Here is a 24,694-nt window from a genome sequence, read left to right as displayed (position 1 = left end):
TACGCTGGATTGAGGCTATTGTCATAGAAATTGTACAGCTAGGGGTCGGCCGGCTCGCTCCCCATCCCGGAGACAGCTAAGTGAACCCGCGGGGAGCCTGCTGTAAACCCGTTCCGGCGGTGAAAGAGTTGTACCGCTCATAACGGTTCAGCAGGAGCCGTGTCCGGCTGCGTCACATGGTGGCCTCGCGGATGGCGGACCGCACCAGCAGCAGCCAGGGAATGCTGCCGGCGGGCATATGCCCCTTCTCTGTACAGGCTGCTGCCAGCTGCAGCCTGTAATAGGCAAGGCCGGTGAGCAGGGCCTTGCCTCCCGAGCAGCGCAGCGCTTGTTCAGCTGCGGAATCAAGCAGGGGCTGCCTGCCGCAGGAGCTGGCTACGGCTGCATACAGCAGCCACTCCGCCGGGCCGGCAGGCGTGTTGTACTGGTGCTCCTGTTCATCGTAGATGGAGCACCATTGCTCTTGCTCAGCGGCCGGTGCCTGCAGCAGGCCGCCGAGCAGCGGCTGCGGCAGGCGCGTCCACTGCAGCCGCGTGCCGGCGCTCCGGTATAAGCCCAGCAGGCTGCTCCAGGCACCTGCCTGGAGCAGCAGCTGCGCGGCATACGCGAGATCGGCGGCAGCCGGCCGGGACCCGGCGCCGGGTGCAAGGTCTGCCGTGCCGGGCTGAGGCGCAGCGGCGGCTGGTGCAGCGGCAACTGGTGTGGCGGAGGCAGTGGAGGCTGGCGCAGCGGCGGGTGAAGCGGTAGCTGGTGCGGCGGAGGCAGTAGAGGCTGACGCAGCGGCGGCGGGTGTGGCGGAGGCAGTGGAGGCTGGCGCAGCGGCGGCGGGCGCAGGCATGGCAGCGCCAAGTGGCGGCGCTGCCGCAGAGCCTCCCGGCAGGAGCTGCGCAACTGCCGGGAGTCCGGGCCGGCAGCCGGCCAGGCTGCCGAGCCAGTGCTGTGCCGCAGCGGTATCCCCGGTGCGGCAGGCCCAGGCCCAGAGATAGCCGTGTATAAACGGCTGCTCGGGCCCGGGCTCCGGCAGCAGCCGCTCCAGGCGGGCGGCGACTGCCGGGGGGGCTTCATGCTGCCGGAGCATATCCGGCAGCACCTGCAGCACGCGCCGCGCCGGAGCGGGCAGCTGTGCGGCGCTGCTGAGTGCGTGCAGCCAGCCGGCTGCACGGGCGTTCAGCGCCGCCGGCACAAGCAGGCGCAGCGTGCCCGGCGATAGAGCTGTGCCGGCTGCCAAGGTCAAGGCAGTGAGGCAGTCAACGTCGCCTGACAGCAAGCAGACCGGTACGAGCGCATCCCAGGCTGCTGACAGGTCAGGCATGAACCGGATTGCCTGCACGTAGTGTTCCTTTGCTTCTCCGAACAGATACAACTGCTCGCAGACCTGTCCGGCCAGCAGATTGGTGCGGCTGGTTCCGCTGCCGGAGGATGAGGGATACTTATGGGCGGCATCTCCGCTTCTAAGCGCTGCCAGCAGCTGGCGGTAAGCCTCCTGTACTTCACCTTCCTCCAGCAGAAGCCGGGCATACGATTCCAGCAGGTCAGTGAAGCCGGGAAACAGGGTTAGGCCTTCGGTATAAACCGCCCTGGCGGCTTGAAGCCGTCCGGCAGCCTGCAGGGCAAACGCTGTTTTGAGACAGATGTCTGCTGCATAACCACGGCCGGACGGAGCTTCGTGAAGCAGAGGGAACAGAATATCTGCGGCTTGCCCGTACCGGCCTTGCTGGTAATATTCGGTGCCAAGCGCGTAACGCAGAGCATAGCTCTGCGGATCAAGCTGTAAGGCAGCCCGGATGAGCTCCAGATTGCGGGAGGCTTTGTTCTTGAGCAGCAGCTCTTCATCCACATACCCGTAATGAAGTACTGGCAGATCCGCATAAGCAATCCGGCCGTCCGGCAGCGCCCAAATACTGCTGGCCGCCTCCTCATGAATGGTCCCGTGAAATTGTATGCCGGGATCATTCCTGAACAGCCGGCAGACATTGTCTGTGACGTATTCTTCGCCGGCAGCACTTCCCACATAATGAATAAAGGGCAGGAAATAGCCTTGAACTGAAGGGGTATTCAAAAGCCGCTCTAAAGCTTCCGGCTGCCAGCCGCCAGCGGCTTCATCCGCATCCAGCACCAGAATCCACGGGCAGGAGGCTTGGCGGAGAGTCAGATTGCGGGCTTTGGCAAAATCATGCTCCCACGCCACCCTGATAACCGTGGCACCGAAGCTGCGGGCAATCTCCACACTCCCGTCAGTGGAGCCGGTATCTGCAATGATGATTTCGGATACGAGCCCTCTCACAGAGGACAAGCATCTCCCGAGATGCTGTGCTTCGTTCTTAACAATCATGCAGAGGGAGATCGGCAGCATACTCATACTTTTCATACTCCTTTCTCTCCTCCATACCGGGGAAGAGGAAGGATGAGCCGTGCCCTGCCCGCAGCCGGACCGTAACCGGACGAAGCGGACAGAGAAGCCAGAGCACCGTCCGCCAGCAGCATCCAGGCACGGGCGGACCTGGATTCGGAGCCGGAGGGAGGAGGGTTGTAATCCGGTCCGGCAGCAGCAGGATGGCTTAACAGCGATACAATATCCGGATGCTTAAGCTGCTGGTCTGCCGGTGTACTGCCAACCTGCTCCAGCAGCTGTAGCAGGTTGGCTGCAGCTGCCCCTTGCAGCACCGCACCGCCGCTCCCCAGACTCTCGTCCTCCGGCAGCGCGCCGCCGCTATCCAGACTCTCACCCTCCGGCAGCGCACCGCCGCTCCCCAGGCTCTCACCCTCCGGCAGCGCGCCGCCGCTCCCCGGACTCTCGCTCTCCGGTATTACACCGCCGCTCCCCGGACTCTCGCTCTCCGGCATTACACCGCCGCTCCCCGGACTCTTGCTCTCCGGTAGCGCACCGCCGCTCCCCAGGCTCTCGCCCTCCACCTCACCGCCGCTTCTCACAACCTCTGCCGCAGCTGCAAAACAGCCCTCTGCCAGCAGCAGCCCGGCCAGCCGGGGCCGATCTGCCGCAAGAGGCGGCAGATGAGCCTCCAGCCAGCCGGCAAGCTCATGCCCGCGTCCTGCACATTTTATCGTTCGCACCAGACGCGCCAGCAGGGCGAACGGCTCCGGCTGGAGCTGGGCTGCCCTGGTATAGCAGATTATGGCCTCTTCAGTTTCTCCGGTTTCCTGGCACAGCTGTCCCAGTGCGGCATAGGTCAGATAAGTACCCATCCCGGATTCTGTATGGTAGCCGGGCGGTGATGTGCCGATGACTAGCGCTTGCCGCAAGGCCCCTCTGGCCGCCGCATAAGCTCCGGCCTGCAGCAGGAGAATCCCCCTGATATGGTGAAGGTCCGGATAATCGGGAAAAAGCGCGCAGCCGGTATTGCATGCATCCAGTGCGCCAGCCGGGTCCCCGGACATGATCCGGCAGCGGATTTCATATTTATACAGCAGGTGGGTGAAGCTGGTATCCGGCTCTGCCTCTGCCAGCGATAGCTGCAGATGCTGCAGCGCCTGGGTGTAATCACCAAGCCGCATATATTCGACTGCGATATTGAACTGGTGAAAAGCGTCCCGCGGGTTCAGCTTCAGCTGCTCCTTGAGCAGGCTGAGATTGCGGCTGATTTTATCCTTTCTGGCTACTACACCGTCAGCATAGCCGTAATGGTGAATGATCACCGTACTAAGGTGCATGGCTGCATCCGGAGCAGCTTCGACAATTGCAGCAGCAACCTGCTCATGAATCGTTCCCTTGAACCGGTATTGCGGGCGGCTGCGGAACATACGCAGAATCGGATTGACGGTAATGACCGGAGAGGCATGCTCAGTCCCTTTATGATTATGAATCCGTACAAAAAACGCTTCATACTCCACATGCTCTGCACACAGCAGCAGCTCCCCCTTGCTCTCCGCATCCAGCTCCTCATCGGCATCGAGCACGAGAATCCACGTCCCGCGCGCCTTCTCCAGACCGGCGTTACGTGCGGCTGCGAAGTCTCCGGTCCAGGGAAAAGAGATAACTGCAGCGCCAAAGCTGCGGGCAATTGCAATCGTGTCATCCGTAGAGCCCGTATCGACAATAATCAGCTCATCTGCAGCTCCGCGTACACTGGTAAGACACCGTGCCAGGTTGTCGGCTTCATTCTTTACGATCATGCAAAGAGAGATCAGCGGCTTTCGCTGCGGCTTACTCATGGCTGTACCCCCCCTTGACGTTTGTGCCTGCTCCACACCGTATGCCAGGGCGTACGGTTCAGCAGAAGGAGGGTGTTTTGGATCGCAGCGAGATCCTCCAGTATCGGACCATGCTCATAATCTCCGCCGAAGCCTGCCACGGCTTTGTTCAGATCCGCTGCGGCCAGCTGCAGATAACAGACTGCCAAGCCGGTACGTGCAGCATCCTCCTGTCCGTATTGCCCGAGCGCCTGCTGAAACCATCCGGCAGCCTCTTGATAGTGCCCTTTATCATAGAGCATCTCCCCGATATAAAAAGCAACCGGCTTCGCCGCCTGTTCATCACCTGCCAGCTCAATGAACCGTTCTCCAACTGTTAGCACACAGCCTGCCTTATACAGGGCTGCCGCCAGCTCCGCTTGATGCCGTACGGACAATCCTGCGAGCGAATCTGCCAACGGATAAAGCTCCAGCTGAACAGCCAGAGGAATCAGCTCCATTAAAAGCATGGATAGCGCAGTGTTATCGAGTGTGTCATCCGCATGCCCCTCAGCAGTCTCTTTCGCAGAGCCCCCCAGACTTCCGGCCAGCCTCTGATTAAGCTTATACCAGCTGCTGCGCTGCTCCTCCGGCATCCCGGCCAGCTGTTCTTCCAGCAGAGCAGAGCCTTGTGACCATATGCAAAGGGCTTCAAGCACACGCAGCTCCTGCAGCAATCCGGTGATTGTGATCTCTGTACCCAGCAGATTCCGGCCTTCCCGGATCAGAGACATTGCTGTATCCGGGTTACCCGTAATTATCCAGGCGCGGACCATTTGCAGTAACGTACCGTTCTCAGGCGGAAAAAGCCTATGAGGCAGTCCGCACACAGCCTCATAGGCATCTGCTGCGCAGAGTGCATTAACGATGGCTGCCCTTCCGGCAGGCTGATCCGCCGGGACAAGCTGCTGCAGCAAGGCTGCTATGCTGTGATCAGGCACGTCCAGAGACTGAAAAGAGTTGACGATACCCAGCAGCGCCGGTGCATATAACGGCAAAGATTGCAGCGAACGGTGGAACAGCCTTGCGGCCTCATCCGGTTTGCCGAGCTGACGGGAGATTTCACCCATACGGTGCAGCGGGCGGAAGGTGGTGATACCGTGCTCACTGACGTATTTTGTGTGATAATCAAGGTTTTCTGCAAGGGCAGCAGCGCGTTCATAGGACTGAAAAGCACGCTCCAGCAATCCCTGGCCTTCCAAGGACTGGCCCTGCAGGTAATGAAGATCCGGGTAATCGCTGTAACGCTCGAGCTCTTTGGCCAGCAGTGCATCTATAGAGCTCATTTTTGCGGCGGACAGATAGATTTTGCCTAGATCACGGATCATGGCCGGACGGTACGGGGCGGGCAGCGGTGCCCGGCTCAAGGTATGGCGCAGCAGCTCCTCCGCCTCCTGCACCTGGCCTTTCTGACAGCAGGCGACGGCCAGATTGTAGCTGTAAAAATCATTCTCCGGCTGCTCTGCGACTGCGTCGCGCAGCAGCTTTTCATTGCGTGCGGCTTTATTTTTGCGGGACATGATCTCCGGCAGATAGCCTGTATGAACCAGTTGAATGCTGCTGTGCCGGATCGCGGAAATGCCGTGTCTGCTGATAATGGCCTGGTCGATGCCCTCGTGGATTTTTCCGGAATACCAGTAGCCCTGTCCACCGCGGAATAGACGGATAGCTGTATGATACAGGCGCTCTTCTGTCTGGTGTCCCAGTATGTTTTCTATCGTGACAGTAAAAGCCTCGGCTGTTGTGCCCCGCAGGATCTGCCGGATTTTTGTGAGCGGAGTGTTCAATATCTCATCAGCATCCAGGACCAGAATCCAGCCGGTTGCGGCATGGCGGAGTCCGCTGTTGCGGGCTCTGGAGAAATCATCCTCCCAATTGTACTGCAGCACCCTGGCTCCGTATGCTTCCGCAACAGCTATTGAATCATCCTCCGAGCCTGTATCAACAACTATAATCTCATCGGCTCCGGCTACGCTTTTGAGGCAAGCGGGCAGAAGGCCGGCTTCATTTCGGATAATCAGATGAACTCCAATTGTGGGTTCGGTCATGAAATTTCCTCCTTGGCAGGTACATTATCTCCTGCAGCAATCAGCCGGCATTGGCCGGCATATGTAGCTGTAACTGCGCTAACGGGTCGCCAGCGGAAGAAAAGAGTACATGGAACTCCATGCACTCTTTGCCTCTACAGGATATGACGGACGACTTGTTTACGTTCCCTGGGCATCAAAAATGACATTAATAGTCGAAGCTGCCCCCGGTGTCGCTGATTGATACGAAAGACGGGTGTATTTCAGGAAGCGCGCCGGCACAATGACATCTACCGAACCGGCAGGAAGCGGATTATCTCCGGTTGTATCGACAAAGTAATTCGTTCCGTCCGCGCTGATCTCAACGCGTGTATTCACCGGATTGGCGCCGTTATTCAGGATGAAATAGGAGTAGGTGCCCAGTACACTTGTTGTATTCGCCGGCAGCGGAGTATAGGCATCAGCGGTCGGGATCGCCAGTGTTGCCTGCTCGATAAAGCTGCGCTGTGAGATCGAAGTTACGCTGCTTAGTGTACCGGCAGTAATGGTCGCGCCAAGCACGCTGGTGATTGTCCCGTTAAGCAGGTTGGTTAATGTACCGGCAGTAATAGTTGCGCCAAGCACGCTGGTGATTGTCCCGTTAAGCAGGTTGGTTAATGTACCGGCAGTAATGGTAGCGCCAAGCACGCTGGTAATCGTCCCGTTAAGCAGGTTAGTTAATGTACCGGCAGTGATCGTAGCGCCCAGCACACTGGTAATCGTCCCATCCAAGAGGTTCGTTACCGTACCAGCGGAGGATAATGTACCGGCAGTAATGGTCGCGCCAAGCACGCTGGTGATGGTCCCGTTAAGCAGGTTAGTTAATGTACCAGCCGTGATGGTAGCGCCAAGCACGCTGGTGATCGTCCCGTTGAGCAGGTTAGTTAATGTACCGGCCGTGATCGTAGCGCCCAGCACACTGGTAATCGTCCCATCCAAGAGGTTCGTTACCGTACCAGCAGAGGATAATGTACCAGCCGTGATAGTAGCGCCAAGCACGCTGGTGATCGTCCCGTTGAGCAGGTTGGTTAATGTACCGGCAGTGATTGTAGCGCCAAGCACGCTGGTAATCGTCCCATCCAAGAGGTTCGTTACCGTACCAGCAGAGGATAATGTACCAGCCGTAATGGTCGCGCCAAGCACGCTGGTAATCGTCCCATCCAAGAGGTTCGTTACCGTACCAGCAGAGGATAATGTACCAGCCGTGATGGTAGCGCCAAGCACGCTGGTGATCGTCCCGTTGAGCAGGTTGGTTAATGTACCGGCAGTGATTGTAGCCCCCAGCACGCTGGTAATCGTCCCATCCAAAAGGTTCGTTACCGTACCAGCGGAGGATAATGTACCGGCAGTGATCGTAGCGCCCAGCACACTGGTAATCGTCCCATCCAAGAGGTTCGTTACCGTACCAGCAGAGGATAATGTACCAGCCGTAATGGTCGCGCCAAGCACGCTGGTAATCGTCCCATCCAAAAGGTTCGTTACCGTACCAGCAGAGGATAATGTACCAGCCGTGATGGTAGCGCCAAGCACGCTGGTGATCGTCCCGTTGAGCAGGTTAGTTAATGTACCGGCAGTGATCGTAGCGCCAAGCACGCTGGTAATCGTCCCATCCAAGAGGTTCGTTACCGTACCGGCAGAGGATAATGTACCGGCCGTAATGGTCGCACCAAGTACGCTGGTGATCGTCCCGTTGAGCAGGTTAGTTAATGTACCGGCCGTAATCGTTGCACCGAGCACGCTGGTAATCGTCCCATCCAAGAGGTTCGTTACCGTACCAGCAGAGGATAATGTACCGGCAGTAATGGTAGCGCCAAGTACGCTGGTGATCGTCCCGTTCAGGATGTTGGTTACAGTCCCGGCGGAGGACAGTGTACCAGCCGTAATGGTAGCGCCAAGCACGCTGGTGATGGTGCCGCCCAGGATGACTGTAGTCAGGTTACCGCTGGAATCGGTTGTCAGCGGCAGGTCATTTAAGGTGGACGGGTCCCGGCCGAAAATGAGCGTGCGCAGATTATCCGGGTTGGATTGAAACGAACTGTAATTTGGCACAAGGTTCACCCTTTCTTGATTGAATAGAAAAATACAGAGCCTGCTCGGGCAAAAGACCCAAACCGTCGTCTGGGTCTCGAACACAATAAGTCTCTGCGCAATGCGGTTTACGGCACAGCAAAGCCTGTACGGCTGCAAATAAGCCATTCGAATGGTGTGATATTAATATATGGCATCGTCAGGGGAATGCTTGGGCAACAGAAGCAATAAATACGCAGATTTCCAAACAACCTGCGGCTGCCGGCGGCATAAAATGAAAGTATGCTAGAAAGAGAGGAGAGGCGAAAGAATGCCGAACGATGCTGTTTTTAACCAGAGCGGCCAGCCGTTATTTACGGAACAGGTCAATACCTATATTGCTCCGGCGATCGATTCCTCTCCGGAATCCGATGCGGCCATATCCGGCTTGCTGTTCGCCATTCCTTTTACTTCCACAGTAACAACAGCTGCACCGCTGGTAATTCAGCTGTTTAATCCCGTGGGCAGCGGGCGCACGGCCTATATATCACGCGTAACGGCAAGCTCGGCTACGGCTGCGGTAACGCTGTCGCTGCTGCGCAACGCAACAGTAACGGGCACAACGGGGACACCGGTTAATTTTAATTTTGGCAGCAGTGTAACCAGTGTGATGACGGCCCGAACCTCAACTGCTGCGCCTACCGGATCACCGGCCAATTTGGCCTCGCTGCTGCTGGCAGCAGGCCCGGTCCTTGTCGATTTCAACGGACGGATTGTCGTCCCGTCCGGCAGCTCCCTGACGGTCTCCATCACTATTGCCTCGGGAAGCACAGCTGCAACCGGCTCCATCAACTGGTGGGAATATTAAAGATGGAAGGGAGGTTTACCAGTGCCTAATCACTATGTGTTCAACGACAATGATCAGCCGCTTTTTGTGGAAATGACCAATACCTTCCGGTCGCCGGATATTACAGCTCCTCCTGAGCTGGGTGCAGCAGAAAGCGCAGTCCTGTATTCAGCCAATGCTTCCGCCAGCGCTACCGTTGTCCTCAGCCTGATCTCAGCCGTTATCTCCGTGCGGATTAACAATCCGGCTGGCAGCGGCAGAACAGTATTTATCTCCCGTATTACCGGCAGTATCGGAGGGTCCTCCCTGCTGTCTGCCATGTCCGGGACATTTACAATCATAAGAGGAGGGACGTTAAGCTCTCCGGCAGCTCTGCCGGCGGTTAATAATAATCTGGCCAGTTCAGCGGTCAGCAGCCAGACCGTACAGTCCTCCACTTCGGCAGTCAGCGGAGGAACGGTGCTGAACAGCTATCAGCTGGCGCCGGGCAGCTTCAGCCAATCCTTTACCGGCAGTATCGTATTGCCTCCCGGCAGCTCCCTGTGTGCCAACGTAACCTCCTCCAGCTCTGCGATCGGCTTGGTTATTACATCCGCACTGAGCCTGACATGGTGGGAGCGCTGATCCGATGCCCCAGCGTAAATTTATATCCTTCAGCCTTGACGATAAAAGCGTTGAGGCTTATTTTGCATGTATTGGATAAAATATAGTTAAGTGTGGTATATACTGTATATTTCCTTGAGAAAAGAGGTCAGATATGGACAGCTGTTTATTCATTCACGGATTTACCGGCGGCGAACATGAGATTTCCCCGTTGTCACAATATATGGAGCAGCATCACTACCGTTCCCGGACCTTTACGCTTGCAGGCCATGGCGGCGGCAGGCGGGAGCTCCGGCAGTCGGACAGGTTCGGCTGGCTGCAGAGTGCCGAGCATGAGCTGAACAAGCTGCTGGAGGAGCAGGAGGCGGTGCATCTGATTGGATTTTCTACCGGTGCACTGATTGCATCCCGCTTATCTGTGCAGTACCGGCAGGCTGTTAAGTCGCTTACCCTGCTGTCAGCGCCCGTCTTTCCGCTCAATCCGCTGGAGATTGTAAGAACACTGGGCAGTCCGGCCATGCTCAGAAATTACTTCAGCAAATTCGGCTCTACACCGCCCAAAGCCACCCGGCAATTCCAGCGCCTTGTCCGTGAGAGCTTTGACATTTATCCGCAGATTACAGCTCCAACCCTGATTGTTCAGGGAACAAGGGACCACCTCGTAAAGACCAAAAGCGCAGGATTTCTGGAGCGGACAATTCCATCCGGACAAAAGCAGGTGCTGATGGTGGAAAAAAGCGGTCATATGGTCTGCCATTGTGATGACCATGCACGGGTAATGAAGGAGATTCTGCATTTCATCAGACAGGCGGAAACTTTATGAGCCTGCAGCTAAAGAGAATTGACAACGTATACAGCAGATGGTAATTTCAAATTAGAGAAACCGGTTTCCCTGACTTGATTACTTATAATGAGCCACGTACAGCAACGGGATCACATCCGCTTGGGAACCGGGACGATTTTACCTAATGAGGAGACTGTAAAATATGCCGACACGCTGGTTCTTCCATCATACTGCCGATGACCCGTTAGCCTTTCCCGCCGGACAAGGGGCGCTGAAGCTGCGCCTGTTCGTACCCGCCGGCCTGCAGCTGTCCTGCACCGTTATCCATTCCGACCGTTATGATTCACCCGGAAGAGAGCAGCCGCTCGCGATGGAGCGGATTGGTTCAGCAGGAGCTTACGAGATTCATGAGGCGGTTATTCTGACCTCAACCGGAAGATGCCGTTATGTTTTCTACGCGTCCAATCCGGAGGGGGATTATGCATGGTACGGAGAGAGAGGAACGGCCGGGAACCGCGAGCAGGCAGGGGCTTTTCAATATGCCTATGTGCACCGGTCTGAAGCGCTGGAGGTGCCGGAATGGAGCAGCGGAGCTATTGTATACCAGATTTTTCCGAGCAGCTATAATCAGGGAACCCTGCAGGGAATTACGGATAGAATGCCGTACCTCCATGAGCTGGGCGTAACAGCCGTCTATATGACGCCGATATTTGAATCCCCGTCCGGGCATAAGTACAATACTTCCGATTATTACAAGATTGACCCCGGCTTCGGAACCGCTGAGGACTTGAAAAAGCTGGTGGATGAAGCTCACAGGTACGGTATCCGCGTTCTTTTGGATGCGGTGTTCAATCATTCCGGGGATACATTTTTTGCGTTCAGGGATGTGCTGGAGAAAGGGGAGGAGTCACCGTATAAGGACTGGTTTTTCATCCGCTCCTATCCGGTTAGCCAGCACCCTGAACCGGGCTATGAAACCTTTGCCAAAGCAGAAGTACATATGCCTAAGCTAAATATGAATAATCCAGAGACTGCAGACTACATGCTTGCCGTTGCCAGGCACTGGGTGCGTGAGGCGGGAATTGACGGCTGGCGGCTGGATGTGGCAAATGAGGTGAACCCCGGGTTCTGGACCCGGTTGCGCCGCGAGCTGAAGGCGGAGTTTCCCGAGCTGCTGCTGATCGGCGAAATTATGCATGCTTCAGGTCAGTGGCTGAGAGGCGACCAATTCGATGGCGGAATGAATTATGTACTGCGGGAGGCGGTGCTGGAGTTCTTTGCGCTGCAGTCGGCAGGACCCGCCCGTTTTATGGAACAGCTGCTGCATATAGAGGCACTGTACAACGATCAGGCCAATTCGGCCATGTTCCAGCTGCTGGGCAGTCATGATACCGAACGTTTTTTGACTTCCTGCAAGGAGAACGGGCGCGGCTGGGACAAGCAGGGAACTGCGCTGGCCCGGATGAAGCTGGCTGTATTTTTCCAGATGACCTATATCGGCATCCCGATGATCTACTATGGAGATGAGGTTGGCATGGAGGGAGCCACAGATCCGCATTGCCGCAAGCCGATGGTGTGGCAGGCTGAGGATCAGAATATAGAGCTGTATGAGTGGTACAGAAAGCTGATAGCCTTGAGAAAACAGTATATCATTCTGCAAAAGGGCGCATTCCGTCCCTGGTTTACCGATGAAACGCGCAGTGTTATAGGGTATATACGCCGCTGGGAACAGGATAAGATCGCTGTGCTGATTAACAATTCACCCAATACCTATCAGCTTGAGCTGAGCAGTGTCCGCACAGATAAAAAGGTGCTGACCGACCTGCTCAGCGGACTGACCATCCGCAATAGCGGGAAAATACTTGTAGAGCTAGAGCCGTTCGGCTGTATGCTGCTGTACTGACGGCTATCTGCTTTTCTTGTTCTTCCGGGCGCGGTACTCCTGATTCTCCCACTGCTTCAGCAGCGGATACGGGTCAAAGGCCCATTCCGTAATACCGCGGTCACGGTAGATACCGTAGTGCAGATGCGGCGGGAACTTGCCCTGGGTTCCAGGACTTCCGTAGCCGGAGCTGCCGACCCAGCCGACGATTTGACCCGGGGTTACAATATCCCCGCGGGCTACGGATTTATCGTATCCTGATAAATGGGCGTAATAATGGTAACGGTTTTCGATATCACGGATGCCGATCCGCCAGCCGCCGTAGCGGTTCCAGCCCTTAGTCTCGACAATCCCGAAGCAGGTGCTGCGTACAGGCATGCCGTGGGGTGCAAAAAGATCGGTTCCTTCATGAATACGCGCGCCTCCCCAGCTCCGGCCCGTGCCCCAGGTGCTGCGGTAGGCGTAGGAGTTGCCGATGGGCAGCGGAAAAGCGCTGCCGGACAGGTCAAGCCGTCCGAAATGCTCGTACAGCTTGGCGAACTGGCCAACACGCTGTGCAGCGCGGCCATTATGGTAATATTCCCAGACGCCGATGCTGAAATCACTGGCAGAGTTCCCGTATCTAAGCAGATGTCTGGCCATGCTGTAGAGCAGATCGGCATCGTTGGCCGGATCGGCCTTGCCGTCCCCGGAGCCGTCATAGCCGATGCCGCCGAAGAAGGAGATTGATTCCGGAGAAGTATCGCCCTGATCCGGGTTAAGCGGCCCGGCCCATACCGGGGCCTGAATGCTGATGCCGGTAATACGCGGGGAGTCCGGGGCTTCGCTACCGGACTTCTTTTTGGCGATGGTCCGCTCGTATTGATCAATGGCGGCGAAGCGGAACCAGGGAATCCCGGTTGCTGCGCTCATCTGTTCATATAATTCCTTCCGCGCAGCGAGCAGGTCTGCTTTATCCGCGGCAGAGTAGCCGGCGGACATCACTGCCGGGGCAGAGGCAGCTGTCTGGCCCGCACTGCACAGCATGAGGGCTGCGGTGAGGCACAGTACGGTTTTTCGGGTTGCTTTTCTTTTGCGCTGGGCCAGCATGATAACTACCTCCTATAAAAACCGGCTTAACAAAACTGCCGGATGCTTTTATTATAGATTGAGGCAAACGGCTTCATTTTATCCGCATCTGTCTAAAGGTACCAGTAAGCCGGGGCGGATTCTGTGCAGACAAATTTCACAAAAACAGGCAATCCCCCATTGCACATGCTATAATATGAGGCAACGGCTACGTTGAAACTTTTACAGTTGAAAGGCAGGCGACACGCGCTTGATCGTTATAGGTGGAAAAGGCTACGAGCTGATGCTCGATCATAAAGACGGCTGGAACCCGGAGGCATTCCGCGGGCGGTACAGCGAGGTGCTGGAGCGTTATGATTTTATTATTGGTGACTGGGGCTACAGCCAGCTGCGGCTGAAGGGCTTTTTCCGGGATAACCATCCCAAGGTGAACCGTGATACGGCGATTTCCGGCATGGTTGATTATATTAATGAATACTGCAACTTCGGCTGCGCGTATTTTGTGCTGCATAAATTGAAAGAAACGCCTAAAGAAGGGGAATACAAGGACATTCTGATCAAAGAGGTTTCTGAACCGGCAGCGGCTGATGAAACGAAGCCGGAGCAGACGGAACCTGCGGCACCTGTCAGAGTACACCGTGAAGCTCCCAACAGATCTGAAGGCCGCAACAAGGATGGGGGTCCGGGCAAGGAAAGGCCTGTCCGTGAGCATCAGAGCCGGAATCACCGGAACAAGGATGCTCAAGGCAAGAAGCACCACAAGGAATCCCAGAACAGACAGCACAACCAGAAACAGAGTCAGAACCAGAACCAGAACCAGAATAATAATAACCAGCCAAACAATCCTGCGAATTAATCTGACTGGAAATGTACAGTCAGACCAAAGAGCATCCCGGCAATCATTTATGATGGCTGCCGGGATGCTCTTTTTGTGTGACTGATATTATTTTACAGATAATTTCAGCTGATTGGCTGCAGCATTGTAGCTCCAGGTAAGTGCAGGGAATTTCTTCGCGAATGCACTGACATCAATCAGAGTCTCATCATTTTTGGATACGGCTTCTTTGGAGGCCAATGTGAACCCGAAGGCTTTGCCGGCACCATTCGTAAATACAGCCTTCTTATTCTTGGAGTCCCAAGTAATATCACATTCTACAAGTGCAGCCAGTACGCGGGCCGATGCATATACTTTGTTATCCTGCTTCAGCAGGCCGATATTTCCGGCAAAGGCATGGCCGTTGACGTCCAGGATATGATTGTCGCCCGCCAGCGTGATCGTAGTCAACCCGGCAATCCGCAGGGCGGCTACCAGCTGTGCCGTTTTGCCTTGAACCTCGATATCCGGAGCAAGCCCGACATGGTTGAAATCTTCTTTGTTCGGAGTCAGGTACTTCATCGTAGTCAGCTTCAGCATATCTCCGTTAGATACGGGAAGCAGGCTCTGAATCCGTGCTTTACCGTAAGAGCGGGTGCCGACAATGGTAGCCAGCTTGTTGTCACGCAAAGCACCGGTCAGCGCTTCGGAAGCACTTGCTGTATACTCATTAGTAAGAATGACGACCGGAACCCCGATCTTGCTGCCGTTTGTAATGGTTTCAGGCACCAGCCGGCCGTCCTGACCAGCAGTGTACATCATAATGCCGGAATCCATAAACATGGAAGCGATATTGTACGCAGAATCCATATAGCCGCCGGTATTGTCACGCAGGTCAAGAACCAGTGATTTCATGCCTGCTGCACGCATATTTCCGAGGACCTTGGCGAATTCCTCATCAGCAGTCTGGCTGAATCCTGTAATCGCGATATAGGCTGTATTACTGCCGATGATTTGGCCGGTCACGGATGCAGTGGTAATGGCATTGCGCGTTACAGCGATGGTTTTGCTGGCTCCGTTTCTGCTGATCAGCAGCGTAACCTTCGTTCCGGCGGCTCCGGCAAGCTCCTCGCCTGAGGTATCGCTGATCGCAACCCCGTTGATTTTGAGAATGGTATCACCGCGCTTCAGTCCTGCCTGTTCAGCTGGTGAGCCTGGCATAACCTCTTCGATATACAGCTCTTTGGAGGTATAGATATACATCAGCCTGATGCCGATGCCGACATATTCCAGATCTACCTGATGCTCGAATTCCGCAGCTTCCTCCTGATCAAAATAGACGCTGTAAGGGTCATCCAGTGTGTTGACCATCCCGTCAATAGCCCCGCGGATTAGTGCGTCCCGGTCAACCCCCTCAACATTATAGCTTTCCAGATACTTCATGATCTCGTTGATCAGATCGGTATTGGAGGTGGCTTGAGCAGTATCCGCTGCCAGGGCTGCCGGTGAGAACATAAGGGATAAAGCCAGACAGCCGCTTACAACAGCAGAGATCAATTTTGCCGGTTTCATATAAATAGATACACCCTTTGAATGGATTTGTAGTTGCAATACAACAACTAATGATTACGGGAGTTATTCAGGCTAGTCAAGATAATAAAAATCATCGATCATCCAAGTGCCGGTTTCTGTCTGATAGAAGATGAACAGCATAGGCTGCTCTACACTTTCCCCGGTTTCAGCATCCTTGAGGGTCGTTTCCGCATAGACAGCTGCCTCACCGTTGGCATAATAGAAGATATTGGAATTATTCAGGACATAGCTCAGGTCGTATTCGCTGAAGAATTCCTGCAGGGATGACCGGCTTTCCGCATCATAATCTTCACCGTAGGAGTACATCTGGGCGAGTGTTGCATCAACGTTCTTAGCAGTCATGGCCAGGAAGTATTTAGAAAGATTATCCTTAATAATGTCCGCCTGTCCCTGAGGAACCCCCGCACTCTTCATGCCCTGCTCTTTAGTCAGCAGCACGGTTCTGTCCTCATTGGTAATTTCGGAAATTTTCCATGTTCCGTTTACGCGCACAAGACTGTACAGATACTCGCTCCGCTCGTCTGGAAGATAATATCCGCCGGTCCGGATTTCCTTTTCAACAGTGTAAGCAGTTGCTTCGTTACCCTGAATGCTGAGAACCTTTAGCTCTTCAATGGTTGTCTTGATATCATAGTTCTGGAAAAAATTATTGAGCGAGCTGATCTGGTCACCGAAGCTGTCTGCATCATCAATAAGAGAGTAGTAGCTGATAGTCTTCTCCTCATTGTAGTACTGGACAGCCTGCCTGATCAGTGCCGTGATGGCCTGCTCATCAGTTGCTGCTGTGGAGGCTGCAGTGGTGATCTTCACGCTTCTGCCGGAAGCGTCCCAGACCGCTGTACCTCCGGTAGCTTCAGCTACAAAACGCAGCGGAATGTAAGTTGTCCCGTTGCTGGATACAGGGGCAACCGTGAGCTTTTTGACCGTACCGTTGACTGTAGCGAGCTTGCTGCCGATCTTCAGGGAAATGGTAAGGCTGGAGCTGGTGCCGGTCACTGTCCCGGTTGAAGCATCCCAGAGCACCTGCATGCCAAGCTTCTCAAAAACCACCCGGAAAGGCACAAGCACGGAGTTGTTATCCAGATAAGGCGTACCGGCGGGGAAGGTGAGATTAGTGCCATTTACATAGACAGAAATAGGCTTTTCGGCCGCAAAAGCAGGGACCGAAAGAGCGAGCGCCAGCAGGCTGGTCCCGATAATAGCTGAACATTTTTTCAACAAAATTTCTCCCCTTTATGAGTTAACAAACTCTATGTAAAATAGGTTCATTATACCATCCAATTTTTCTCTCTGTCTATCGGTTCATGTCAGTAATAATAGAAATGTTTGTAAAAATTCCTGCACATAAAAAAACCGGGACTGCTGTTGTTTCCCGGTTGAACTGCATCTTGCTGGAAATCGGATGCTCTAGATGAGAAAAGCTTCACGGACGCGGTTCCAGAAAGGGAAGGGCCGGTATCTGGCGAAGCTGATTTTTTTGTCTGACACCTGGCAGCGGACCGAGATCAGATCATCCACGGGGATGTTGATATGGTCGACTGTCAGCAGAAGGCGCTGCTCCTTGCGTGAATAAATATCGCAGTGATGGTGCTTGGGCAGCAGAAGCGGCGAGCCCATCGTGCGGAACACCCTGTTGTTGATGGAGGCTATCTCGGCGATCTGCATTGCATCAATCGTAGGGTGCATCATGGCGCCGCCAAGACTTTTGTTATATGCGGTGCTGCCTGACGGCGTAGAGACGCACAATCCGTCGCCGCGGAACATTTCAAAGTTGTTGTCATTAATATCCACCTGGATAACGACTGTCCCGTCAACGCCTTTGAGGGTAAATTCATTCAGCGCAATATGGGAGGTGCTTCCGGATTTCTTATGGATCTCCAGCTCAAGCAGCGGATAGCGCACAATACGCGACTTGTGGGGGGGCAGATCCGTAGTCCCGCACATGTGGTCAATCAGAGAAGGCAGCTCCTCTGCCTGCCAGTCGGCATAAAAGCCCAGATGCCCGGTGTGAACTCCGACAAAGGCAAGATTGGGAATCTGGTCAATGAAGGTATGAAAAGCATGCAGCATGGTTCCGTCCCCGCCAATCGAAATGACAATTTCCGGGGATTCCGCATCCAGTACCAGGCCCCGCTCCGCCGCCAGCTTGTGAAATTGCTCCGCAAGTTTGATGGACAATTCGTCTCCGCGGTCCAGAACATAATATCTCAAGATGTACAGGCTCCTTTGTATGTTTCAGTCATACAACGATCATAATCAATCTTGAACTGGAACACAATATAAGGGCCTGCAAAGAATCACAGCCGGCAGCGCATAATGGACAAAAGCTAAGCACAGCCCGGAAGCTCAAGACTGCCGCAGCCGCCGGGTAAGCTGCTTAAGCAGCCAGATCAGGAGCGACAGCAGGAGTGCTGCTCCCAGCAGTAAACCCAGCAGGGCCAGGCTGGCTGCAAAGGCTGAGCCCGTTGATGCGGTGAAGCCGGACGCTGCAGGCAGCGCGCTGAAGCCTGCTGACAAGCCTGAGCCGGCAACAGGCTTCCAGAGCAGCAGCAGCAGGATTGCCGACAGCAGGCCGTGCACCAGCCTTGCTGCCATAAAAGGCAGATAACGCAGGCCGGTTCCGTTCAGGATACTGGCCACCTGGGCATGCACGGACAGCCCTCCCCAGGAGAGAATAAAGGCCGCCGCTGCAGCCTTGAACTGCAGGGGGATGGCTGCTGCGGCTTCTCCAGCCGAACGGGCGCCGATGGTTACCTCAAAGAAGCCGCTGGCCAGTGCTGCTGACAGCTGCTGCGGAAAGCCGGCCAGAGACAGCACACAGCCAAGTACGCTGAATAATGCCGTCATAATGCCTGCACGGGTGAGCAGCTCCATCAGCACGTTGAAGAATACAACCAGCCCGCCCACGACGATAATAAGCTGCAGGGAGGACTGGATTGCGCTTTTGAGCAGCTCCCCGAAGCTCCGCCCGTCCCTGCGACGGGCCTCGGCCATGGAGCTGAGCGCCAGGCGGATCCGGCCTTCAGGCTGTGAAGGCGCAGCCTGGGGTATTGCTGCTTCCGACGGCTGCGGGTCAGTATACTTGTCCCCTCTTCCGTGAAAGGACATCAGCAGGCCCACAATCAGGCCTCCGCCATAATGCGCGAGTGCCAGCACCAGCCCAAGGGAGGCGTCGTGAAAAAAGCCGACGGATACAGCACCCAGCAGAAAAATCGGGTCTGAGGAGGTGGTAAATGCAACGAGGCGCTCCCCCTCTGCCCGGCTGACCAGCTGCTGCTCGCGCAGCTTGGCGGTGAGCTTGGCGCCGACAGGATACCCGGACACATAGCCCATTGCCGCCACAAAGCCGCCGCTGCCGGGTATATTGAACAGCGGACGCATCAGAGGATCAAGCAGCGCACCGAACAGATGAACCACACCGAAGCCCAGCAGCATTTCAGAAATAACAAAGAAGGGAAACAGCGAGGGAAAGAGCACGTCCCACCAGATCGCCAGCCCGCGCAGGGCTGCAGCAAGTGTGCTGGCCGGGTACACCAGCATCAGTACCATGCAGCAGGCCAGAAGAAGGCCCAGCAGCGGACTGCCAAGCTTTTTCAGAGTCATCAGCAACGCCTCCCGGTCTATGTTTAGATGTATGCCGGAAGCAGGACAAACAGCACAAAAAAAACAGGAAAGCGGTTGCAAAAATCTGTGTTTTTCAGGCTCTGTTATGGTATTATAAAAAAGAATACACGCACAGCTTTATAATATTTATAATCAGGGATGGAGTGATGGTGATGAGTGTAGTTGCCGGGGTTCTGGTTTGTGCTTTTGTATATGTAATCCGGGTCTCGCTCGTCCCTCCAGGTGATGAGGAGTTCAGGACCTACTAAATAATTTACAGGGCGCTAAACTTAGTTTAGCGCTCTTTTTTTGTTATAATAGAAGGGCCGTACATTAATAAGGAAGAAAGCTGGTAACCTCCATGAATCCAAACCAAAGCCTGTATGACAATCTGGGAGGCGCTGAGGGGCTTCACCGGCTGGTGGAAGTGTTCTATTCCAAGGTGCAGCTTCATCCGCAGCTGAGCCCGTTGTTCCCTGAAGATATTACTCCTGTTCTGGAGAAGCAGTATCAATTTCTCAGCCAGTTTTTTGGTGGTCCCGCGCTTTTTTCGCAGGAGCATGGGCATCCGATGATGCGGGCCAGGCATATGCACATTCCGATTTCGCCGGAGCGTGCGGAGGAATGGCTGGACTGCATGAAACAAGCATTGGAAGAGACGGGGGTCGCTGAGCCGCTCCGGTCCGTTGTACTGAGCAGGCTATCCGGTCCTGCGCACCATTTTGTCAATATGCCCCAGGAATAAAGAGCCGATGATGGTGAAAGGATGAGGGCATTTGTCAGATTTGATCCCTTTGTATTCGATAAAAGTTATTTGCATTAATTGTGAACATGAGTTTTCCACATCACGGGTTCGTCCCAGCCTGAAACGGGCCATACGCCGTGACGCAGATTTCTGCTCCTATTATAAAGATGAGAATCCGGATTATTATGTGGTCCGCGTCTGCCCGAACTGCGGTTTCGCCTCTACCGAGAATTCGGCTGACAAGCTGGCCGACTGGCAGCGTAAGGTATTTAATGAGCAGGTTGGAAGCCGGTGGAAGTCCCGTGATTTCGGCGGCAAACGCAGCTGGGACACCGCTCTGGAAACGTACAAGCTTGCGCTGATCTGTGCGCAGTGCATTAAGGATAAGCCGCGGATTATCGCCAGTAATCTGCACCATATCGCCTGGCTGCACCGTTACAAGGGTGAGACGGAGCAGGAGCAGCGGTTCCTGCGCTATTCACTGGATGAATATGTCCGGGTATTTGAAAGTGACGGGATCGGCGGCAGCGATGCCCGCCTGATGTTTCTGATCGGCGAGCTGCACCGCCGGGTGGGAGAGTACGCGAATGCGGTCAGGTGGTTCTCCCGGCTGATTAATGATCAGAGGATTATGGATGCCGTGATGATCCGGGCAGCCCGTGAGCAGTGGACACTGCTGCGTGAGCAGATGCGCGGTGAAGATACAGATCCGGACGGTGTACCCTCAGATTATAGCCTGTAGCGCTTGTTAGCAGCCGAGTATACAACAAAAAAAGCGCAGACAAGGGGAGCTCCCTTATGTGCGCTTTATATGTCTGCTCAGCGGACAGCACGGTCAAACAGCAGATAATCGGCGTCATTATCGATAACTGTCGGACTTGTGCTGCAGCAGGGAAATACCAGCAGCCTTTTTTTGCCGTCGCGGATGAGCTGCAGCTCCTTCGGCTTCAGCGGCAACAGGACGTTCTCTTTGGAGCAGAACGGACAATTCTGTACATACAGGTCACCGTAGATGATGTCATAAGGCCAGGTATGGCTGAACGGAATCATTGGTTTTCCTTCTCAGGCGGAGCTTCTGTTCCGGCGTCTGTACTCTGCTTCTTCGACAGCTCGGCAATTTTCTGCAGCAAAATATGTTGAGGCATATGCATCAGGTGTTCCAGGGGAACGCCTAGCTGTTTGGATAGGGTAATGGCCGTTTCCGGCGAAATCTGCAGCGGCTTCATGTTGCAGCCCTCCTTATGGATTGTGGTTATTTAATGTGCGGGAGCATTGCTGCAAGCGCACTTTTCGTATTCACTGTACCATGGCGCACAGCCAAATAACAAGAAAACTAAATATGAGCAAAGGAATGGTGGACAGCTATGAAACAACCTATCTCATTGACCTGGAATTTAGATTCGATTTTCCCCGGAGGGTCCTCCTCCTCTGCGTTCGGGGAGTTTTTGAATAAGCTTGAAGAGGATATTGCCGTCCTGCGGGAAAAGGTTAACAGTGCTGCTTTTCCGGTCAGCGCATACGATACAACTGCACTTGATGATGTAATCGGGCTGCTGCAGAGCTGCTTGAGCCGCCTGACACAGGCTTCGGAGTTTGCCGGATGTCTTGGTGCACAGAATCAGCAGGACAAAGGAGCTGTACGCCTCTCAGCCAAAGTAACCGGACTGCGTGCCGGATTTGAAGGCGTCAGCTCACAGTTTGACAACTTACTGCGCCAGACCTCAGATGAGGTATGGGCACAGTGGATGGCCCGTCCTGAAATCGCACCGCTCTCCTTTGTCCTGAGTGAACGCCGGGACCAGGCCCGCGAGAAGATGAGCCCTGAGCTGGAAAGCCTTGCCCTGGAGCTGGCTGTTGACGGATACCACGGCTGGAGTGAGCACTACGAGACTATTGTAGGCAAAGTGGAAATTCCTTTTGAAGATGAAGAAGGAGTCAAGCTGCTGTCTGTCGGTCAAGCCTTCAACAAGCTGAGCGATGATGATGCGGGTGTCCGTGAAACCATGTTCCGCAAGTGGGAAGAAGCCTGGACAGCGGCGGAGGATTACAGCGCGGATACCCTTAATCATCTGGCAGGGTTCCGTCTTAAGCTGTACAAGGGACGCGGCTGGGATGATGTGCTTAAGGAGCCGCTGGCCATCAACCGCATGTCGCAGGCAACCCTGGATATGATGTGGAAAGTCATTACAGAAAGTAAGCCGGCGCTTGTCTCTTACCTGCAGCGTAAAGCCAAGGTTCTCGGCAAGGATTCACTGTCCTGGGTTGATGTCGAAGCTCCGGTCGGCAAATCCTCCGGCAAAATTCCTTACGAAACCGCAGCAAAAGACATTGTGACGCAATTCCGCAAATTCAGTCCTAAGCTGGCGGATTTTGCCGAGCATGCTTTCGACAATGACTGGATTGAGGTCGAAGACCGTCCGGCCAAGCGTCCGGGCGGATTCTGCGTATCGTTTCCGGAGAGCAAGGAGTCGCGTATCTTTATGACCTATAGCGGGACGCCTGTGAATGTATCGACACTGGCACATGAGCTGGGCCATGCCTATCACTCCTTCCTGCTCGATGACCAGCCTTTCTTCAACCAGAACTATGCTATGAACGTAGCCGAGACAGCCTCGACCTTCGCTGAGGTCATCGTTGCCGATGCCCAGGTAAAAGCGTCTGCCGATGCCGATGAGAAGCTGGCTCTGCTTGAAGCAAAAATTCAGAACAGCGTAGCCTTCTTTATGAATATACATGCCCGTTTCCTGTTCGAGACCCGCTTCTATGAGAAGCGCAAGGACGGTCTCGTTAATGCCGATGAGTTATCGGCACTGATGGAGGAAGCGCAGAAAGAGGCTTTCTGCGGCGTGCTGTCGGAATATCACCCGCATTTCTGGGCTTCCAAGCTGCATTTCTATATTTCTGATGTTCCGTTTTATAATTTCCCTTACACTGTAGGTTATATGTTTAGTACTGGGCTGTACCGGCTGGCCCTGCAGGAAGGACCGTCCTTTGCAGATAAATATGACAGCCTGCTGCGTGATACCGGCATCATGACACTGGAAGAGCTGGTGATGAGACATCTTGGAGTCGATCTCACAAAGCCTGATTTCTGGCAGGGTGCAGTAGAGCTGATTGCCCAGGACATTAACGAATTCCTGCAGATGACTGAGCAATACGCGTAAATGTTTGTCAAAAATAGGACAAATCATATTATTGCAGGATAAAGTGGATATCTAAGTTACGTGTGAATGCGCAAAAGCCCCTGTTTAGGGGCTTTTTTTATATGGTATATTGTCGAATGAGGTCGTATTTGATGAAATTTTTCAAAATTAATGCTGTGAACTGCGCATACATAGGGATATTCACCCAATTATGTTGAATATTGTTGAAGCGCCGAAAACTGTGTCCTATAATGTGCCTAAAGCCTTATATAAGGCCTGGTAGGTAACAGTTTTAAGGACGTTATTTCATAATTAACAAATCAACAGAGCCAGGATTTAAGTTTATGCAGTGTGTTTTGTCGAACCATATCGGAAGGGTCCGATGAAGCAAGTTTTGCCGAAGAATATGCAAAGAAGCTATGCTAACAAAACTAAGCATATGCTTACGAAGCGAGTTTTGCCGAAAAATATGCAAAGAAGCTATGCTAACAAAACTTTTAGGAGGAACAATATGCTACGCACGGAACAGCTATCGCTGGCAAGGCAGGTGGATTTAGTGTTTAAGGAGCTGCAGGAGGAATTGTCCGGGTTAAGCTCCGGTACGGTATTCATACAGATCAGAAATAATGCCATCGGCAAGTTCGGTATCCGCCATAATCCTTTGTCCGGACGCAGCGGTGCCTTTAGTGAAGCGGAAGAGGAGGGTTTGACTTCTGCACAGCAGTCTTCATTCCGGCTTATGGCACTGGAGAGTCTGAAGTATAAGCGCCGCTGGACGCATGGTGAGATCAGCTATGAATTTGCCGTCCGTAAAGGGATGGTAATGGTTGATGCCATCCTGGAGTCTAACTACAACATGGCGAACCTGATGATCCGTGCTCCGCGCGGGCCGCATTCCGGCGACCTCTCAGACCAGTATCTCGGCTGAACCATACATAGCTCCTGATATAAGTAAAAAGCCTGCCCGCGCTTCGGCATGAAGCGCAGGCAGGCTGTAAAGCTAGTCCGTCAAGAAATGAATCCTGCCGGATAAATCGGCTGAAAAGATGATGTTACGAACGACCGGACAGTTGTTGCTCTGCCAGTTGTACCAGACGTTTGGTGATGTAACCTCCCAAAGAACCGGTTTCGCGGGAAGTGTAGTTACCGTAGTAACCATCTTGAGGAATCGTTACACCAAGCTCTTGTGCTGCTTCATATTTCAACTGCTGCAGCGCTGCATTCGCTTGTGGAACGACCAGGTTATTAGAACGGCTTCCACGACCTTGTTGACCTGCTTGACCCATGTTTGTCACCTCCTTCGTCCGTTGTGAAGATAGTATGGGCGCGAGGAGGGGAATTCATGCACGGA

General features: G+C 54.3%; 21 protein-coding genes. 9 read left to right on the top strand and 12 right to left on the bottom strand.

Annotated elements, in window-relative coordinates:
* Positions 1-172 precede the first annotated feature (172 nt).
* From R70331_RS31945 to R70331_RS32225, 4 genes are all read right to left on the bottom strand, one after another.
* Entirely contained in the window at positions 173-2,368 is a 2,196-nt protein-coding gene (locus R70331_RS31945; protein ID WP_052419219.1) for a tetratricopeptide repeat-containing glycosyltransferase family 2 protein, read from the bottom strand.
* A complete protein-coding gene (locus R70331_RS30755; protein ID WP_052419218.1) occupies positions 2,365-4,170 on the bottom strand; it encodes a tetratricopeptide repeat-containing glycosyltransferase family 2 protein in 1,806 nt (601 codons plus the stop codon). Before R70331_RS30755 ends, R70331_RS31945 begins: the two co-directional genes overlap by 4 nt.
* Positions 4,167-6,236 carry a glycosyltransferase gene (locus R70331_RS25540; protein ID WP_042180514.1) on the bottom strand — a complete coding sequence of 690 codons (2,070 nt, stop codon included), beginning with the start codon at positions 6,234-6,236 and terminating at the stop codon, positions 4,167-4,169. The genes R70331_RS30755 and R70331_RS25540 overlap by 4 nt, the downstream gene beginning before the upstream one ends.
* Positions 6,237-6,395: 159 nt before the next feature.
* Positions 6,396-8,303, bottom strand: a complete 1,908-nt coding sequence (locus tag R70331_RS32225) for a DUF6385 domain-containing protein (RefSeq protein ID WP_231576357.1) — start codon at positions 8,301-8,303, stop codon at positions 6,396-6,398.
* A 289-nt stretch (positions 8,304-8,592) separates the two neighbouring features.
* Between R70331_RS32225 and R70331_RS25525 the strand changes: the two genes are divergently transcribed.
* The 4 genes from R70331_RS25525 (at position 8,593) to R70331_RS25510 (ending at position 12,398) form a co-directional block, all read left to right on the top strand.
* Entirely contained in the window at positions 8,593-9,129 is a 537-nt protein-coding gene (locus R70331_RS25525) for a hypothetical protein (RefSeq protein WP_042180511.1), read from the top strand.
* Positions 9,130-9,150: 21 nt separating this feature from the next.
* Positions 9,151-9,732, top strand: a complete 582-nt coding sequence (locus tag R70331_RS25520) for a hypothetical protein (protein ID WP_042180508.1) — start codon at positions 9,151-9,153, stop codon at positions 9,730-9,732.
* Positions 9,733-9,865: 133 nt separating this feature from the next.
* On the top strand, positions 9,866-10,534 hold the full coding sequence (locus tag R70331_RS25515; protein ID WP_042180506.1) for an alpha/beta hydrolase: 669 nt from the start codon (positions 9,866-9,868) through the stop codon (positions 10,532-10,534).
* 163 nt (positions 10,535-10,697) lie between these two features.
* Complete coding sequence (locus R70331_RS25510; protein WP_042180503.1) at positions 10,698-12,398, top strand: glycoside hydrolase family 13 protein; 1,701 nt, start codon at positions 10,698-10,700, stop codon at positions 12,396-12,398.
* 3 nt (positions 12,399-12,401) lie between these two features.
* On the opposite strand, the gene R70331_RS25505 is transcribed toward R70331_RS25510, so the two are convergent.
* Positions 12,402-13,466 (bottom strand): M23 family metallopeptidase, encoded by a 1,065-nt coding sequence (locus R70331_RS25505; protein ID WP_042180500.1) that lies wholly within the window; start codon positions 13,464-13,466, stop codon positions 12,402-12,404.
* A gap of 229 nt (positions 13,467-13,695) precedes the next feature.
* Between R70331_RS25505 and R70331_RS31275 the strand changes: the two genes are divergently transcribed.
* On the top strand, positions 13,696-14,301 hold the full coding sequence (locus tag R70331_RS31275) for a YutD family protein (protein WP_156131198.1): 606 nt from the start codon (positions 13,696-13,698) through the stop codon (positions 14,299-14,301).
* An 87-nt stretch (positions 14,302-14,388) separates the two neighbouring features.
* On the opposite strand, the gene R70331_RS25495 is transcribed toward R70331_RS31275, so the two are convergent.
* From R70331_RS25495 to ylbJ, 4 genes are all read right to left on the bottom strand, one after another.
* On the bottom strand, positions 14,389-15,831 hold the full coding sequence (locus tag R70331_RS25495) for a S41 family peptidase (RefSeq protein ID WP_042180498.1): 1,443 nt from the start codon (positions 15,829-15,831) through the stop codon (positions 14,389-14,391).
* A 72-nt stretch (positions 15,832-15,903) separates the two neighbouring features.
* Positions 15,904-17,070, bottom strand: a complete 1,167-nt coding sequence (locus R70331_RS30750; protein ID WP_052419217.1) for a copper amine oxidase N-terminal domain-containing protein — start codon at positions 17,068-17,070, stop codon at positions 15,904-15,906.
* A 189-nt stretch (positions 17,071-17,259) separates the two neighbouring features.
* Positions 17,260-18,063 carry an NAD kinase gene (locus tag R70331_RS25485; protein WP_042180495.1) on the bottom strand — a complete coding sequence of 268 codons (804 nt, stop codon included), beginning with the start codon at positions 18,061-18,063 and terminating at the stop codon, positions 17,260-17,262.
* A 135-nt stretch (positions 18,064-18,198) separates the two neighbouring features.
* Positions 18,199-19,455, bottom strand: a complete 1,257-nt coding sequence (gene ylbJ, locus R70331_RS25480) for a sporulation integral membrane protein YlbJ (protein ID WP_042180493.1) — start codon at positions 19,453-19,455, stop codon at positions 18,199-18,201.
* A gap of 361 nt (positions 19,456-19,816) precedes the next feature.
* Here ylbJ and R70331_RS25475 point away from each other — a divergent pair, with 361 nt between their 5' ends.
* On the top strand, positions 19,817-20,200 hold the full coding sequence (locus R70331_RS25475; protein ID WP_042180490.1) for a globin domain-containing protein: 384 nt from the start codon (positions 19,817-19,819) through the stop codon (positions 20,198-20,200).
* Positions 20,201-20,231: 31 nt separating this feature from the next.
* Positions 20,232-20,942: a DUF2225 domain-containing protein gene (locus tag R70331_RS25470; protein ID WP_042180485.1), complete on the top strand. Its 711-nt coding sequence runs from the start codon at positions 20,232-20,234 to the stop codon at positions 20,940-20,942.
* Between the two features lie 77 nt (positions 20,943-21,019).
* On the opposite strand, the gene R70331_RS25465 is transcribed toward R70331_RS25470, so the two are convergent.
* Together R70331_RS25465 and R70331_RS25460 are read right to left on the bottom strand one after the other, a co-directional pair.
* Entirely contained in the window at positions 21,020-21,250 is a 231-nt protein-coding gene (locus R70331_RS25465; protein ID WP_042180481.1) for a hypothetical protein, read from the bottom strand.
* Positions 21,247-21,426: a YycC family protein gene (locus R70331_RS25460; RefSeq protein ID WP_042180479.1), complete on the bottom strand. Its 180-nt coding sequence runs from the start codon at positions 21,424-21,426 to the stop codon at positions 21,247-21,249. Before R70331_RS25460 ends, R70331_RS25465 begins: the two co-directional genes overlap by 4 nt.
* Positions 21,427-21,564: 138 nt before the next feature.
* On the opposite strand from R70331_RS25460, the gene R70331_RS25455 reads away from it, so the two are divergent.
* Together R70331_RS25455 and R70331_RS25450 are read left to right on the top strand one after the other, a co-directional pair.
* Positions 21,565-23,364, top strand: a complete 1,800-nt coding sequence (locus R70331_RS25455) for a M3 family oligoendopeptidase (protein ID WP_042180477.1) — start codon at positions 21,565-21,567, stop codon at positions 23,362-23,364.
* Between the two features lie 490 nt (positions 23,365-23,854).
* On the top strand, positions 23,855-24,271 hold the full coding sequence (locus R70331_RS25450; protein WP_042180475.1) for a hypothetical protein: 417 nt from the start codon (positions 23,855-23,857) through the stop codon (positions 24,269-24,271).
* A gap of 124 nt (positions 24,272-24,395) precedes the next feature.
* Here R70331_RS25450 and R70331_RS25445 read toward each other — a convergent pair whose 3' ends face one another.
* Complete coding sequence (locus R70331_RS25445) at positions 24,396-24,629, bottom strand: alpha/beta-type small acid-soluble spore protein (RefSeq protein WP_042180472.1); 234 nt, start codon at positions 24,627-24,629, stop codon at positions 24,396-24,398.
* Positions 24,630-24,694: the final 65 nt, after the last annotated feature.

The sequence above is a fragment of the Paenibacillus sp. FSL R7-0331 genome, from assembly GCF_000758645.1.
GTDB classification, from domain to species: domain Bacteria; phylum Bacillota; class Bacilli; order Paenibacillales; family Paenibacillaceae; genus Paenibacillus_AQ; species Paenibacillus_AQ camerounensis.
This window is presented reverse-complemented; position numbering and strand designations above follow the sequence as displayed.

Coding starts and splice junctions, on each gene's coding strand:
- ylbJ (WP_042180493.1), bottom strand. CDS start 19,455: ATGACTCTGAAAAAGCTTGGCAGTCCGCTGCTGGGCCTTCTTCTGGCC.
- R70331_RS25475 (WP_042180490.1), top strand. CDS start 19,817: ATGAATCCAAACCAAAGCCTGTATGACAATCTGGGAGGCGCTGAGGGG.
- R70331_RS25460 (WP_042180479.1), bottom strand. CDS start 21,426: ATGAAGCCGCTGCAGATTTCGCCGGAAACGGCCATTACCCTATCCAAA.
- R70331_RS25505 (WP_042180500.1), bottom strand. CDS start 13,466: ATGCTGGCCCAGCGCAAAAGAAAAGCAACCCGAAAAACCGTACTGTGC.
- R70331_RS25445 (WP_042180472.1), bottom strand. CDS start 24,629: ATGGGTCAAGCAGGTCAACAAGGTCGTGGAAGCCGTTCTAATAACCTG.
- R70331_RS25515 (WP_042180506.1), top strand. CDS start 9,866: ATGGACAGCTGTTTATTCATTCACGGATTTACCGGCGGCGAACATGAG.
- R70331_RS25510 (WP_042180503.1), top strand. CDS start 10,698: ATGCCGACACGCTGGTTCTTCCATCATACTGCCGATGACCCGTTAGCC.
- R70331_RS25495 (WP_042180498.1), bottom strand. CDS start 15,831: ATGAAACCGGCAAAATTGATCTCTGCTGTTGTAAGCGGCTGTCTGGCT.
- R70331_RS30755 (WP_052419218.1), bottom strand. CDS start 4,170: ATGAGTAAGCCGCAGCGAAAGCCGCTGATCTCTCTTTGCATGATCGTA.
- R70331_RS25455 (WP_042180477.1), top strand. CDS start 21,565: ATGAAACAACCTATCTCATTGACCTGGAATTTAGATTCGATTTTCCCC.
- R70331_RS31945 (WP_052419219.1), bottom strand. CDS start 2,368: ATGAAAAGTATGAGTATGCTGCCGATCTCCCTCTGCATGATTGTTAAG.
- R70331_RS25465 (WP_042180481.1), bottom strand. CDS start 21,250: ATGATTCCGTTCAGCCATACCTGGCCTTATGACATCATCTACGGTGAC.
- R70331_RS25525 (WP_042180511.1), top strand. CDS start 8,593: ATGCCGAACGATGCTGTTTTTAACCAGAGCGGCCAGCCGTTATTTACG.
- R70331_RS25450 (WP_042180475.1), top strand. CDS start 23,855: ATGCTACGCACGGAACAGCTATCGCTGGCAAGGCAGGTGGATTTAGTG.
- R70331_RS25540 (WP_042180514.1), bottom strand. CDS start 6,236: ATGACCGAACCCACAATTGGAGTTCATCTGATTATCCGAAATGAAGCC.